Raw genomic sequence first — 13667 nt, forward strand, 5'->3', positions numbered from 1 at the left:
GGCCGTTGGCGCAGTGAGTTCGAAAATGCTGAACGGAATCGGACGAATCGCAATGACCGAACTTGAGGAGCTTCGATACTTCGAGCACCAGTGCCTGGAGATGGCCAAGCAGTCGACACTGCCGGACGCTCGACGTGCGCTCCAGATCCTGGCCCGCAACTACGCTACCGCGGCCGAAATGCTCGAACGGCGTGCGCAATCCGCCAACACGGCGCTCGCCCAATTGTTTCGATGCCTGAGGCTGTGAGCCGCGACGGCCCCTGCGGCTGACGTCGATCAAGGCATGCTCGGCTACCGACACCTCACATCGCCTCAGGGTGTCAAAGAAGAACTCCCGCGCTTTGACACGCGGCCAAATAAAAGGGCCGCGTCACGTCACGGCCCCGACCGGCAAATCTGAAAACCGCGAACTGGATGGAACCAGTCTCGGTTCCGGGCTGGTAGCGTGGTTTGCGATTGAAGTGGGAAACACGCGACCACGGAATGTTCTATCGGTCGCCATCCGGGGATCGGCCCCGTCGTACTCGCCATGATGTTGAACAGGCGTTCACGAAAGTTCCGAACGTGTTCCTGCAACATGCGCGGACGTCAGCCGTTAGCACCGGTACTGGAAAGGAGGATGTCATGACGAAGCTTACTTACGCTCTTGCCGCAGCGGCGGCGCTTTCGATAGCGGCACCCACCATTGCCAGCGCGCAGGGAGTGGGCGTGTATATCGGCAGCAGCCCCGGCTATTACGGCTATCGAGATGACGGCCCGCGCGTATACCGGGAGTACGATCGCGGCTGGCACCACGGCTGGTACCATCATCGCGATTACTACCGCGACCGTGGCGTCGTCATCCGTGGTCGTGACTGGGACGACGACTAGCGAGTGGCCGGACGCATCTCGCTCTATCAAAGGGGGCCTCGCTTCGGCGAGGCCTTTTTTGTCGGCATTGCCGGCGAGCTCCGCGAAGGCACGCGCCGTCGCGCGACAACGGTTCATTAACCCGACTCACGCAACGCTGATGTTGGGCCGTCTGGATGGGCCGCTATGCAGAAGGCCGTCACGAGGTGCTCCGTGGCGGCCTTTTGCGTTCCGAGAGTGCTGAGGGAGACGACCGATGGACTACGGCGCCTTCACCGACGCCAGCCTGAAGATGATGTACGAAGCCATCCGCGGCGCGCTCAAGGCCGACGATGAATTCGAGGCCAGCGGCGAGGAGCCAAAATTCCGCGTCCGCTCGACGCCCGAGTGGAAGCGGCACGCCGGCAGTCTCGAGTCAGAGATGCTGAAGCGAGGGCTCCAGGTCGATATCATCGACTGGACGGGCGGGCAGGGCGAACTGCCGTTGTCATCGTGAACAACGTGAACTTCGATCGACGCTGATCTGGCCGCTGCGCTGGACGCGGCGCTGAAGCCAGCCCGATTGATTCCGCAGCTCTCAGGCTATCCCTTGGGAATCGGTTTCCCTCCCGCAGGGCCTATTGGCTTGGGACCGGCCAGGGGCGGCGGGCTGATGGATGGAAAAGGGATCTGATCTGATTCGTTGGTTGATTTTGCCGGTCGTGTCCTGGGGCGAACCTCATCGTCCAATGACGGACAAATCTTCTCCCAGCCGGGATCATAGGCCGTGTCCAGAAAATCGACCTGATCTGTCGCGAAGGTCTGCACAATCCGCTGCCTGCTGCAGGCGGAGACGATTGCGCTTTTTGGCTCCTTGCCCAGGGGACCTGTCAGCGAATAGCGCAGCGTTACCGGAGCGCCGCAGCGATTGACGACGGTCCACGTCTGCAACGTGCCGTCCTTCGTTTTGATGGGGCCGGTGAAGCAGTTTTGGGCATTGGCCGTTGCGGCAAGTACGCAAGGCGCGAGCCAGACTGCGACGGCCCTGGCAAGTTTCATGTGCTGGCTCCTGGCACCGCATTTTGCAGGATCGTCACGGAAATCCAAGGTTGGCGCACTGTTCACGCACGGAGAACCACGGAAACAATCCGTGTGCGCATATTTGCGCGGATTGCCGGCGCTGTTGCGGCAACGATACAGTGATACAAGCGCAACGATGCTAACCAGCCTGCATCTGAACCAGGATGGGGTGGTGTCGTGTCGGGATCTGATCAGTGGAACGGTACGAATAGTCCTTACTCGCCTGCCCAGGCGCCGCAGCTGCGCGATGAGCAGCAGCAGTTCGACCACTATCACAAGTTCGACGACGCCATCTCGCGATCCACGCAGAGTGGCTCGCGAACCGTCATCTGGGATCGCTACAACCCGCCGGTTCGTTGATCTGGCCAGCGACCGGGTGGTTTGGCGTAAGCTGTCGGAATTTGTTTGGTGAGCGCGGAGGGACTCGAACCCTCGACCCCATGATTAAAAGTCACGTGCTCTACCGCCTGAGCTACGCGCTCACTCACCTGAACATCCGATCCGGACCGAGCGGTGAAACCGCTCCGGATCATGCTCCAGCCCGCGCTGTGTAGGGGGCAGGGCCCATCGGGTCAATAGCCGAGGGGCAGTCAATTGTGCACCGTTGGGGCGGATTTGCCGTTCCGATGCCTGTGTTTAGGGCCGTTTCTTGAAGTAGCTCAGTTGTCGCGGCCGATTTCCGAGCCGACCGGCTGCGAGGGGGCGGTGACCGAGGGCAGGCTGACCGGGCGCAACCCGATCAGTTCCGCGGTGCGGATCGCGCTGTTGCGCCAGAATGCGAACTCGTTGATCCGCGAATTCTCAAGGATCGCGATCGAGACCGCCGCCAGGAACGGCAGACTCTGCAGCACCAGGACGCCGGCGAAGATGTAGATCTCCCGCACCTGCTTGTAGCCGTTGGTGACGACCAGCACGATGGCGCCGATCAGGAGCAGCACGCCGATCACAGCTTCCCAGAACGCCTGGAATTCGATCGACATCCGCGACAGGCCGCCCTTGGAGGTGCGGGCGAAGGCGAGGTGCTCGGTGATCAGGCCCTGCGCCACGGCGCGCGACACCGTCCACTGCACGCTCATCGCCGCGATCATGGCGCCCAGCATCTGGCCGGCCTTAATGTTCACGCGCAGCCGGTAGAGTGCGACGAAATGCACCAGCGAGACGGCGAAGGAGGCGATGATCGGCAGCGTCAGGATCTTGTCGGGGATCGCGATGTCGGCGAAGGCGACGATCGGGACCCAGACCAGATTGAGGATCGCGACCACGACGCCGAGGCTTTCGGCCCCGAGCCAGTTGAGCCAGCCGAGCGAGAATTCGCGGCGCTGATCGGGCGTGAGGCGGCTGGCGCCGGGCAGGAAGCGCCGCCAGTGCTTCTTGACGATCTGGAAGCCGCCATAGGCCCAGCGGTGGCGCTGCTTCTTGAACGCCTCATAGGTGTCGGGCAGCAGGCCTTCGCCGTAGCGCACGTTGGTGTAGTGCGTCAGCCAGCCCTGCTGCTGGATCGAGAGGCCGAGATCGGTGTCCTCGCAGATCGTGTCGCTGGACCAGCCGCCGGCCTTGTCCATCGCCGCGCGGCGGATCAGGCACATCGTGCCGTGCACGATGATGGCGTTGAACTCGTTGCGCTGGACCATGCCGATGTCAAAGAACCCTGCATATTCGCCGTTCATGATGTAGTGCATCAGCGAGCGATCGCCGTCGCGATGCTCCTGCGGCGCCTGCACGAGGCCGACGCGCGGATCGGCAAAGGCCGGCACGAGATCCTTGAGCCAGTCCGGATGCACGACATAGTCGGCGTCGATGATGCCGATGATCTCGGCGTCCGCCGCGGTCCGCTCCATCGCGATCCGCAGCGCGCCGGCCTTGAAGCCCTGCACCTTCTCGGCGTTGATGAACTTGAAGCGCTCGCCGAGCTGCCGGCAATGATCCTGGATCGGCCGCCAGAAGTCGGGATCGGGCGTGTTGTTGATGATGCAGACGCACTCGAAATTCGGATAGTCGAGCCGCGACACCGCATCGAGCGTCTGCTTCAGCATCTCGACCGGTTCGAAATAGGCCGGGATGTGGATCGAGACCTTGGGGAATTTGATGTCCTCGCCGATCGTGGCGGGCGCCAGCGGCTCGCTCCTTGCGATCAGCCGGCGCGGGCCGCGGCCGAACGCCACCGCCGCGATCTCCTCGATCCGCGCCATCGCGATCAGGACCAGCGGAACCAGCAGCACGAGGCCGAGGCTGAGCGCGAAGGCCGAGCCCCAGACGAAATAGTGCGTGGTCCAATACGAAAATACGGTCGCAGCCCAGGCGCCGACGCCGTTGGCCGCGGCCGACAGCAGCAGCGCCTGCATCACGGTCGGCTGGTCCAGCCGCAGGATCGGCAGCGACATGAACAGGCCGACCAGGACTGCGACCAGCGCGATCTTCCAGTAGTTCAGGTCGGTGACCGGGCCGGTCCAGGAGAATTTTGGTTCGCGGTCGGCGTTGAGGATACCCCAATAGGGACCGACGCCGCCTTCGAAGAACTTCCAAGGCTGATCGATGGCTTCGACGATGTTGTAGTCCATGCCGATGGCTTCGGCGCGGGTCACGAAGTTGCGCAGCACGGTCGCCTGCTGGAACGGACCGGGCACGGCGCTGCGCAGATTGTAGCCCTGGCTCGGCCAGCCGAATTCGGCGATCAGGATACGCTTGCCGGGGAAGGAGTCGCGCAACAAATTGTAGCGGTCGACGGCTTGATCCACCGCCTGCTTGTCGGTGAAGTTTTCCCAGTACGGCAGCACGTGCGCGGCGATGAAGTCGGACGAATTCGCAAGTTGCGGATGGTCGCGCCAGATGTTCCAGATTTCACCGGTCGTGACGGGAACGCTGACTGACTTCTTGACGCGCTGGATCACCTTGATCAGCCGGTGCACATTGCTTTCGGCAATCGCCCATTTGACGGCTTCGCCGCGCTTGTCCTCGGGCTGCGTTTCCGCGTCGTGCAGGCGCTGTGCCTCCTCGCGAAGGATCCGTTCGGATTCCTCAGGCGGCACCCCGACCTCCGGAACCGAGCCGAGGTTTTCGAGCGGGACCTGCTCGCTGCGGAACACGGTTTCGTTGCCGACCACGATGCCGATGACGTTGCTGTTGCGCTTGGCAAGGTTGATCGCGGCTTCGAGCTCGCGATTGTTGCGGTTGGCGTCCTTGTCGATCCAGGCGCCGACCGTGACCTTCATGCCGAACTCGGCGGCGACCGGCGGCACCAGTTCGTTGCCTTCGGTCGACGAATAGAGGCGCACGGCCTTTGTCAGGGTGGAGAGCTTGCGCAGGTCGGTGCGCACCTTCTCGGTGTCGGCCGCAACGTCTGCGACGGTGTGGCCTGGCTCGAACGGAGCGTAGGACAGGCTCGGCAGCGTGCCACGGAAATCGGGCGCTGCCTGCTTCTCCTGGAAGAGACCCCACAAGGCGGCGTGAGCGGCGGTGACAAGCAACAGGACGGCGACGACGGCGCGCATCGCGGTTAAACCATACGGGGCCTGAGATTGAGGACTAAGCGAACCCGTCCCCTGGGTTCGACCAACATGGCGACGGAGCGAAAGATATCTCCGCCATCCGATTTAACAACTGGTGTGCCGCGATGGCGTTTTAAGGGCGCAAGCCGTTCCAGCCGCGAAAAAAATCGCGGCCGGACCCGATCGGGCGGGGCGCTTATTTCGAAGCCGGCGCGGGTGATGCCGACGGGGTCGGCGCAGGCGCCGGCGACGCGGCCGGCGCGGGCGCGGCATTGCCGGCCGTCGATGGAGCCGGGTTGGGTGCGGCGGCGGCCGCAGCGGCCTGGGGCTGGGCGCCCGGATTGATCCAGCAGGCGTGGATGCGGCCGTCGAGGCTGCCGCGCACCTTGTCGTCGATCTGGGCGCCGAACCGGGTCAGGCAGCGGAAGGCGGCCTGGACGTGGCCGCCGGGGCAGCCGAACCGGTCGTAGAGGTCGAGATGGCGGAAGGCGGTGTCGAGGTCGTCGTTCCACATCAGGCGGACCACGCGGCGGCCGAGCCAGACGCATTCCGGATTGCCGGCCGGGCCGTTGATGGCCTGCTGGGCCTCGACGAACTCCTCGACCTTGCGCTGGTTGGCCTCCCGCGCGGCATTTGCATTGGCGTCGGCCTGTCCGGGCTGCTGTTTGGCCTGGTCCGGCGGATTCGGCGTGCCGCTCTGGGCGAACGCGCCGCCGGCTCCGGTCAGGAGCGCAAGACCTGTGACAAGGCCCGTTACGGCAAGGTGACGCAAAGCAGTGTTCTTCAACTCAAGCAGCCGTCGACGCATGTATTCCCCGATAATGTTCCTGCCCCCGCGGGATCATCCTAACGGCTCGCGTGATGCCGTCCAAATAGGTCTCCAGTGCGGCGGAGACTCTGGCGGAGTCAGATGACCGGAATTTGGTATTTTGTCCAGCAAACTCACAACTTTATCGATCCAGCGCAAAACTGTCGCAGGACAACCATGGTATTGACCTAATCCTACACTTGGCAGATGGGCTGTGACCGGCTAATTCGACGGTCCCCCGGAGGATGGAACCGATTTCGCTTCGTACGCCGCTGGCGCTTCTCCTGATCTCGCTCGCCGTGATTGCCTCTGTGTGGTGGTGGCTCGCCACGCCGATTACGCTCGCGCGCGCGCCGATCGATCCTGCCGCAAAGTTGCAATGCGTGTCCTACACGCCGTTCCGCGGCGCCCAAACGCCGCTGGACCCCACCACGCAGATTCCGGTCGAGCAGATCGAGCAGGACCTCGCCGATCTCGCCAAGGTCACCGACTGCGTGCGCACCTATTCGATCGAGAACGGGCTCGACCAGGTCCCCGGCGTCGCGGCCAAGGTCGGGTTGAAGGTGATGCAGGGCATCTGGCTTAGCAGTAACCGTTTCAAGAACCTGCAGCAGATCGCGATCGCGGTGCGGCTCGCCAAGGAATATCCGGGCGTGGTCACCTCGCTGATCGTCGGCAACGAGGTGCTGCTGCGCGGCGAGATGACGGCTGCCGATCTTGCCGGCAACATCCGCGCGGTGAAGGCTTCGGCAGGCAATCTCCCTGTCACCTATGCCGACGTCTGGGAATACTGGGTGAAGAACCGCGAGATCTATGACGCGGTCGATTTCATCACCATTCACATCCTGCCGTATTGGGAGGACATCCCGGTCAAGGCGAAGTACGCCGCCGCGCATGTCGACGAGATCCGCAAGCGGATGGCGGTGACGTTCCCCGGCAAGGAGATCCTGATCGGCGAGACCGGCTGGCCGAGCCAGGGGCGGATGCGGGAGGGCGCATTGCCGTCGCGCACCAACCAGGCGCGGGTGGTGTCGGAGATCCTCGACCTCGCCAAGCGCGAGGGTTTTCGCGTCAACCTGATCGAGGCCTATGACCAGCCCTGGAAGCGCATGCTCGAGGGCACCGTCGGCGGCAATTGGGGCCTGTTCGATTCGGTCAAGCGGCAGGTCAAGTACCCGCCGGGCGTTGCGATCACCAATTATCCAGAGTGGAAGCTGCAGATGGCGGGCGGCATGGCGCTGTCGGTCGCGACCTTCCTGGTGGCCTGGCTGACGCTGCGCCGCCGGCCGTGGACGCCGCGGCCGTCAGCCTGGATCGCGGTCGGTATTTCGGCGACCACGGCGGGGACGCTGCTCGGGATCGCCGGCGACAAGATTTACTACGAGAGCTACGGCATCAGCGGCTTTCTGCATTGGGGCGTGCTGCTCGCGGCCGCGATCGTCGCGCCGTTGCTGACCGCGCATGCGCTGATCGCCGGACGCTCGCTGCCGACCTTCCTGGAGCTGATCGGGCCGCGCGACTATCGCGGCAAGGGCGCGATAGGTGCGCTGCTGGCGATCGTGCTGGCGGTCACCACAGTCATCGCCGCCGAGACCGCGCTCGGCTTCGCCTTCGATCCGCGTTATCGCGACTTCCCGTATGCCTCGCTGACCATGGCCGTGGTGCCGTTCGCCCTGCTGACCATGCTCAACCGCCCGAAGGAAGGCATCCGGCCCATCGCGGAATCCGTGTTCGCCGGTCTGCTCGCGATCGCCGCCCTCTACACGATCTACAACGAGGGCACGATCAACTGGCAGTCGGACTGGACCTGCGCGATGTACCTCTTGCTATCAGCTACGCTGTGGCGGGCGCGGGCCGCGCAAAACCCAGGATAAACAGCCCGATCGCAAGCCCGGACAACACGACGTTGTAGAGCACGATCCCGAGCCCGGCGGCGATCAGCCCGCCGGTGAGCAGCACGATCGAGGGCCGCATCAGGTTCAGCAGCGCAATCACCAGCGCGGTGATGCCGAACACCGAGTTCTTGAACAGCACAGTCGAGAGCGCGCGTGCTTTGCAGAGCATGGTCTGCGTGCCGGCGTCGCAGGCCAGCGCGACGGGCGAGAACTCGATGGCCAGATAGCGCACGTAGAGCGCGTAACCGACGGTGACGAAGCCCACGACCATCAGGAACTGGACCTGATAGGGGGAGAGGCGGAACGGAGGTTTTGTCATCGTGGCACTATGGTCGGGAACGGGGGCTGGGACAAGGCTCGGTTGGAGCAGCGAAATCGGTTGAGAATCTGGCCGCAATCGCTTCGCCAGGCATGATTATTGGCTGTTTCGCCGGAACATCGAGGAGATCGTCGCGGGCTCCGGCTTCTTTTCCGCGGCGGCCGGTTGTGGCGGAGCGATGGTGGTGCGCTTCGGCGCCAGCCGCCGGTGCGGCTGCGCCGGCCTGGCTGCGGCGGGCGGCTCGTTCACGGCCAGCCGCTGGCCGTCATAGATCGCCGTCTCGCAGGTCCGCTGCACCAGGCTGAAACTGGCGCAGATCCTGGCGGCGGTGCCGGCGTCGTTCAGCGGTCCGGCGACCAGGCGCAGCTGCATGCCGAGCCCGTTGCTGTTTTCCTTGATGACGATGATCGGCCGCAGCGCGGCCAGCGGCGCGTTGGCCTTCGACTTCAGCAGGCCGCGCCACAGCGCGCGCAGTCCATTGACCGAATTCGCGGTGCCGAGGTCGACGCCGAACTCGGTGCGGTGGATCTGCGCCTTCGGCGCATCGTCTTCAACATCGGAGTCCGGATCCGGCGTGATCACCAGCGGAGGGATCGGCGCGGCGTTGACGTCGTTGGCGGTCGGCGGCTTGACCGCTTCGCTTGCTTTGCTCGTCGCGGGTTCGAACGATGCCAGCAGCGGCTTCTCGGCAGGCTTGTCCGCTACCGGTGCGGCCGTTTTCGTATCCTCGGCACTGGCTGCGGCGGCCGCGGCGCTCATCGGACTGGCAACGGATGGCGCGTTGGGTGAAGCCGGCAGCGGATTGTCGGATGCCGACGGCTTCTCAACGGCAGCCTGTTGCCTGGTCATGGCGGGTGCCGGCTTCTTGTCGGCCACCACGGGCTTTTCGGCCGCAACTACCGGTTTCTCGATCGGTGCCGAGACCTTGCTGTCGGCGGATGCCGGCACCTTGTCGGTCACGACCGGCTTGTCCGATGCTGCCGGCGGCGCGGTTGCGACCGCGGCAACGGCTGGTGCCGAACTGGCGGAGGCTGGCGGCGTGCCGGGCGCGACTGCCGATGGTGCTGGCGCCGGCACGAGTGCTGCCGGTTGCTTGGCGATCGTGCCGGTCACGGAGTCGAGCCCCTGTTCCAGCGTGGTCATACGCGAATAGAGCCGGTCGCGGTCGCCGTTCAGCGTATCGATCGCGGAAGCGAGCCGGCGCGTCTCGTTGTGGCTTTCCTTGGCCAGTGTCTGCAATTGCTGAGCCTGGCGCGCGATATCTGATGCTGCGACCAGGTCGCGCCGCATTGTCAGCGCCGACTGGTTGGCCATCACGGCGACTGCGACGGCGCCGACTGCAGCCACGCCCCACGAGCCGAGCCGCCACAGCATGCGGCGATCGAAAACATCCTCCTCGGCCAAAAAGCCGGAGGTGCTCTCGGTGTCGAAATCCGCCGCCAGATTGTCGCGATCTTTGGCCAAAGCCCGCTTGGCCCTCCTCAAGGCCCGCCGAATCACGAGGCAAAGATTAACAGGAAATGGACCGGGAACTTGAATCCGGAGGACCGTGAGGGCGAAACGGTTTCTTCTGCCGGGGAAAACAATTAAAGACGGCCTCGAACGAGGCGTTGCGCAGCGAGCTGCGCGAGACATCGGGGATTTTCGAATGACTGCGCGAACGAGCCTGACAGTGGTGCTTGCGGCCGGCGAAGGCACGCGGATGCGCTCGTCGCTGCCGAAAGTGCTGCACCCCGTGGCCGGGCAGGCGCTGCTGGCGCATGTGCTCAATGCCGCCGCCTCCGGCGAGGGCTCGCGACTGGCGGTCGTGATCGGCCCCGACCACGAGGCGGTCGCCGCCGAGGCCCGCCGGGTGCGGCCCGACGCGCAGACCTTCGTGCAGCGCGAGCGGCTCGGCACGGCACATGCGGTGCTTGCGACGCGCGAGGCGATCGCCCGCGGCACCGACGACCTGCTGGTCGCGTTCGGCGACACGCCGCTGATCTCGGCCGTGACCTTTGCGCGCCTGCGTGCGCCGCTGCGCGACGGTGCGACGCTTGCGGTGCTCGGCTTTAAGGCCGCCGACCCGACCGGCTACGGCCGGCTGGTGGTCGAGAACGGCAAGCTCGTTGCGATCCGCGAGCAGGCCGACGCCAGCCCCGAAGAGCGCAAGATCACGCTGTGCAATGCCGGTGTGATGGCGTTCGACGGCAGGAAGGCACTCGCGATCATCGAGAAGATCGGCAATGCCAACACCAAGGGCGAATATTACCTCACCGATGCCGTCGGCATCGTCAGGGAATTGGGACTGGAGGCGGTCGTGATCGAAACCAGCGAAGACGAAGTGCGCGGCATCAACACCAAGGCGCAGCTCGCCGAGGCGGAGGCCGTGATGCAGGCGCGGCTGCGCAAGCAGGCGCTCGAGGCCGGCGTGACCCTGATCGCGCCGGACACCGTCCATCTCGCGGCCGACACCAAGTTCGGCAAGGACGTCACGATCGAGCCTTTCGTGGTGATCGGACCGGGCGTCTCGATCGACGACGGCGCCGTGATCCATTCCTTCTCGCACATCGTCGAGGCGAAGGTCGGCAAGAAGGTGTCGGTCGGCCCCTATGCGCGGCTGCGGCCGGGCACCTCGCTCGGCGACGGCGCGCGGATCGGCAATTTCGTCGAGACCAAGGCCGCCGTGCTCGAGGCCGGCGTCAAGGTCAACCATCTCTCCTATGTCGGCGACGCCCATGTCGGCGCCAATTCCAACCTCGGCGCCGGCACCATCACCTGCAACTATGACGGCTTCCTCAAGCACAAGACGCTGATCGGCGAGGGCGCCTTCGTCGGAACCAATTCGTCGCTGGTGGCGCCGGTCACGATCGGCAAGGGCGCCTATATCGGCTCGGGCTCCGTCATCACCAAGGACGTCCCCGACGACGCCATGGCGCTCGAGCGCAGCGAGCAGTCGATCCGCGAAGGCGGCGCCGCACGCTACCGCGCGGCGAAAATGAAAGAGAAGGCGGCGAAGGGGAAGTAGCGCGAGAGCGAGCCGGCCAATCTGTGCTTGGAGACGGCCGCTTCGCGGTCTCGTCAACATGACGGCGATGGGTGTGAGCCCGCGATCTCTCCAATCGTCGTCCTGGCGAAAGCCAGGACCCATAACCACCGCATTTGGTGATGAGCGGGATCGTGGCCCCAGCGTCGCGCAACAATTGAGATTTGGGGTAATGGGTCCTGGCTTTCGCCAGGACGACACTGAGGGTATGGCGCGGCTCGTGAGTCATACGCCCGCATTCTCGCGACACATTCTCCGAGCCTTGCGTTAGGGCAGTCGCCCTGTACGCCGCGGTTCAGGCCGCGCTCTTCGCCCGGGCGGACTCGCTGGTGGTCGGCTGGACCGGTCCGAGCAGGATGCGCCGCTGCATCTCGTCGAAGGCGAGATTTGCGTTCTTCTCCCGGGTGACCAGCGACAGCAGGATCGCGACCGCAAAGGAGAGCGGCATGCTGATGATCGCCGGATTGCGCAGCGACACGAACCACCATTGGTGCTCGATCGCGGCCAGCGGCTTGCCGAGAATGTCGACCTGGATGGTGGGCGACAGATAGATCAGCACCAGCGAGCTCAGCGTGCCGACGAGGATGCTCGCCACCGCCGCGGGCGCGTGAAGCGGCGCCAGGTGATCGAGAGCACGAGCGAGGGGAAGTTCGCGGCGCAGGCGATCGAGAACGCGAGGCCCGCCATGAAGGCGACGTTCTGGCCTTCGAAGGCAATGCCAAGCATGATGGCGAACATGGAAATCACGACGGTTGCGACGCGCGCGACCTTGAGCTGCTCGGCCTCGGAAGCGGCGCCGCTCCGGATCACATTGGTCCAGACGTCGTGACAAAGCGTGGCGACGCCCGACAGCGTCAGCCCTGCGACGACGGCGAGCATGGTCGCGAACGCGACCGCGCAGATGAAGCCGAAGAACGCGTTGCCGCCGACGGTGAGCGCGAGCAGGGGCGCGGCCATGTTGCCGCCACCGCCGGCCTTGGCCACCGCGTCGGCGCCGACCAGGACCATGGCGCCAAAGCCGATGATGAAGACCATGAGATGAAACACGCCGATCAGCCGGTGGCATAGAGGATCGACAGCCGCGCGCCTTGGCATCCTTCACCGTATAGGCCCGCATCAGCACGTGCGGCATCGCGGCGGTCCCGAACATCAGGCCGAGCCCGAGCGAGATGGCATCCCATTGGCCCGAGACCACCTTCGATCCCGGCTGCAGCACCTTGGTGCCGTATTTCTCGGACGCCGCGGCGAACAGCTTCAGCGGGTTCATGTCGAAATGGGTCAACACCAGGAAGGCGAGCAGGATGCCGCCGCCCATCAGCAGCGCAGCCTTCACCACCTGCACCCAGGTCGTCGCCAGCATGCCGCCGAACAGGACGTAGACCAGCATCACGCTGCCGACCACGACGACCGACCAGGTGTAGGGCAGGCCGAACAGCAGCTTGATCAGCGATCCCGTCGCGACCATCTGGGCGATCAGGTAGAACAGGATCACGGCCAGCGTTCCGACGGCGCCGGCGACGCGCACTGGGCGCTGGCGCAGGCGATAGGCCACGACGTCGGCGAAGGTGAAACGGCCGACGTTACGCAGCGGTTCGACGATCAGGAACAGGATGATCGGCCAGCCGACCAGCCACCCGATCGAATAGATCATGCCGTCGAAGCCGTTCGAGGTGACGATCCCCGCGATGCCGAGCAGGGCGGCGGCGCTCAGGAAATCCCCCGCAAGCGCCCAGCCGTTCTGCCACGGCGTGACCTGGCCGCCGGCGGCAAAGAAATGCTCGGTGGTGCGCGTGCGCCGCGCGGCCCAATAGGTGATCCCCAGCGTCAACGCCATGAAGGCGAAGAAGAACCCGATCGAAAGCGTGCTGCTGCCCATCTTTGCCTGCCCCGTTAGCGAAGGTCGCGGATGCCGGCATCGAGCACCCGGTTCGCCCACAGCACATAGACCAGGCAGAGCACGAACGAGGAGATGATGACGAGCGGACCGAGCACGATGCAAAGCGACAGGCCCGGCATCAGGATGGTGCCGAGCAGCGGCTTGTCGAACGCGAATAGCGCCATGAAACCGAAATAGATCACGATCATTGTAACGCTGAGAACGAGCGCGACGGTCAGCCGCGTCTTGGCCAGCTTCCTGGCCAATGCGACGCCGTTCGGCGCCAGACCGGCATTGCCGGGAATAACCCTGTCCATATCGGCCCCTTAAGACTTAAGCGCGCTTTGCCTT

12 protein-coding genes, 1 tRNA gene and 1 pseudogene are annotated in these 13667 nt (G+C 64.7%); 6 read left to right on the forward strand and 8 right to left on the reverse strand.

Translation table 11 applies throughout. The features are described 5' to 3' along the window. The 3 genes from AKN84_RS27225 to AKN84_RS27235 all read left to right on the forward strand — a co-directional run. On the forward strand, window positions 1-247 hold a 247-nt coding region (locus tag AKN84_RS27225), incomplete at its 5' end, for a hypothetical protein (protein WP_210168520.1). A gap of 377 nt (window positions 248-624) precedes the next feature. Next, the gene (locus AKN84_RS46070) at window positions 625-870 is read left to right on the forward strand and encodes a hypothetical protein (RefSeq protein WP_128971204.1); all 246 of its coding nucleotides are present in this window, start codon (window positions 625-627) and stop codon (window positions 868-870) included. Window positions 871-1105: 235 nt separating this feature from the next. Continuing rightward, window positions 1106-1345 (forward strand): hypothetical protein, encoded by a 240-nt coding sequence (locus tag AKN84_RS27235; protein ID WP_050423643.1) that lies wholly within the window; start codon window positions 1106-1108, stop codon window positions 1343-1345. 86 nt (window positions 1346-1431) lie between these two features. Here the strand turns inward: AKN84_RS27235 and AKN84_RS46075 are convergent, their stop codons facing one another. Further along, window positions 1432-1887: a hypothetical protein gene (locus AKN84_RS46075; protein WP_128971205.1), complete on the reverse strand. Its 456-nt coding sequence runs from the start codon at window positions 1885-1887 to the stop codon at window positions 1432-1434. Window positions 1888-2085: 198 nt separating this feature from the next. Here AKN84_RS46075 and AKN84_RS46080 point away from each other — a divergent pair, with 198 nt between their 5' ends. Further along, window positions 2086-2268, forward strand: a complete 183-nt coding sequence (locus tag AKN84_RS46080; RefSeq protein ID WP_128971206.1) for a hypothetical protein — start codon at window positions 2086-2088, stop codon at window positions 2266-2268. Window positions 2269-2314: 46 nt separating this feature from the next. Here the strand turns inward: AKN84_RS46080 and AKN84_RS27240 are convergent. From AKN84_RS27240 to AKN84_RS27250, 3 genes are all read right to left on the reverse strand, one after another. After that, window positions 2315-2390: transfer RNA gene (locus tag AKN84_RS27240), tRNA-Lys, on the reverse strand. A gap of 177 nt (window positions 2391-2567) precedes the next feature. Continuing rightward, the gene (locus tag AKN84_RS27245; protein ID WP_050423644.1) at window positions 2568-5396 is read right to left on the reverse strand and encodes a glycosyltransferase; all 2829 of its coding nucleotides are present in this window, start codon (window positions 5394-5396) and stop codon (window positions 2568-2570) included. Between the two features lie 193 nt (window positions 5397-5589). Then, the gene (locus AKN84_RS27250) at window positions 5590-6201 is read right to left on the reverse strand and encodes a hypothetical protein (RefSeq protein WP_050423645.1); all 612 of its coding nucleotides are present in this window, start codon (window positions 6199-6201) and stop codon (window positions 5590-5592) included. Window positions 6202-6446: 245 nt separating this feature from the next. Here AKN84_RS27250 and AKN84_RS27255 point away from each other — a divergent pair, with 245 nt between their 5' ends. Then, the gene (locus tag AKN84_RS27255) at window positions 6447-8075 is read left to right on the forward strand and encodes a glycoside hydrolase family 17 protein (protein ID WP_050423646.1); all 1629 of its coding nucleotides are present in this window, start codon (window positions 6447-6449) and stop codon (window positions 8073-8075) included. On the opposite strand, the gene AKN84_RS27260 is transcribed toward AKN84_RS27255, so the two are convergent. Further along, window positions 8035-8415: a hypothetical protein gene (locus tag AKN84_RS27260; protein ID WP_021081300.1), complete on the reverse strand. Its 381-nt coding sequence runs from the start codon at window positions 8413-8415 to the stop codon at window positions 8035-8037. The two genes, AKN84_RS27255 and AKN84_RS27260, sit on opposite strands and share 41 nt — an antisense overlap. Window positions 8416-8511: 96 nt before the next feature. Next, the gene (locus AKN84_RS27265; RefSeq protein WP_050423647.1) at window positions 8512-9879 is read right to left on the reverse strand and encodes a hypothetical protein; all 1368 of its coding nucleotides are present in this window, start codon (window positions 9877-9879) and stop codon (window positions 8512-8514) included. A gap of 184 nt (window positions 9880-10063) precedes the next feature. Here AKN84_RS27265 and glmU point away from each other — a divergent pair, with 184 nt between their 5' ends. Continuing rightward, window positions 10064-11422: a bifunctional UDP-N-acetylglucosamine diphosphorylase/glucosamine-1-phosphate N-acetyltransferase GlmU gene (glmU, locus tag AKN84_RS27270; RefSeq protein WP_050423648.1), complete on the forward strand. Its 1359-nt coding sequence runs from the start codon at window positions 10064-10066 to the stop codon at window positions 11420-11422. Window positions 11423-11735: 313 nt separating this feature from the next. Here the strand turns inward: glmU and AKN84_RS50460 are convergent. Then, a pseudogene (locus AKN84_RS50460) lies at window positions 11736-13316 on the reverse strand (solute symporter family protein). 14 nt (window positions 13317-13330) lie between these two features. Next, a complete protein-coding gene (locus tag AKN84_RS27280; protein ID WP_050423649.1) occupies window positions 13331-13633 on the reverse strand; it encodes a DUF485 domain-containing protein in 303 nt (100 codons plus the stop codon). Window positions 13634-13667: the final 34 nt, after the last annotated feature.

The organism is Bradyrhizobium tropiciagri, from assembly GCF_001189845.1.
Taxonomy (GTDB): domain Bacteria; phylum Pseudomonadota; class Alphaproteobacteria; order Rhizobiales; family Xanthobacteraceae; genus Bradyrhizobium; species Bradyrhizobium tropiciagri.

Bases quoted from the DNA above. Each gene is read 5' to 3' on its own strand.
- AKN84_RS46070 (WP_128971204.1), top strand. From the start codon at position 625: ATGACGAAGCTTACTTACGCTCTTGCCGCAGCGGCGGCGCTTTCGATA.
- AKN84_RS27235 (WP_050423643.1), top strand. From the start codon at position 1,106: ATGGACTACGGCGCCTTCACCGACGCCAGCCTGAAGATGATGTACGAA.
- AKN84_RS46075 (WP_128971205.1), bottom strand. From the start codon at position 1,887: ATGAAACTTGCCAGGGCCGTCGCAGTCTGGCTCGCGCCTTGCGTACTT.
- AKN84_RS27245 (WP_050423644.1), bottom strand. From the start codon at position 5,396: ATGCGCGCCGTCGTCGCCGTCCTGTTGCTTGTCACCGCCGCTCACGCC.
- AKN84_RS27250 (WP_050423645.1), bottom strand. From the start codon at position 6,201: ATGCGTCGACGGCTGCTTGAGTTGAAGAACACTGCTTTGCGTCACCTT.
- AKN84_RS27255 (WP_050423646.1), top strand. From the start codon at position 6,447: ATGGAACCGATTTCGCTTCGTACGCCGCTGGCGCTTCTCCTGATCTCG.
- AKN84_RS27260 (WP_021081300.1), bottom strand. From the start codon at position 8,415: ATGACAAAACCTCCGTTCCGCCTCTCCCCCTATCAGGTCCAGTTCCTG.
- glmU (WP_050423648.1), top strand. From the start codon at position 10,064: ATGACTGCGCGAACGAGCCTGACAGTGGTGCTTGCGGCCGGCGAAGGC.
- AKN84_RS27280 (WP_050423649.1), bottom strand. From the start codon at position 13,633: ATGGACAGGGTTATTCCCGGCAATGCCGGTCTGGCGCCGAACGGCGTC.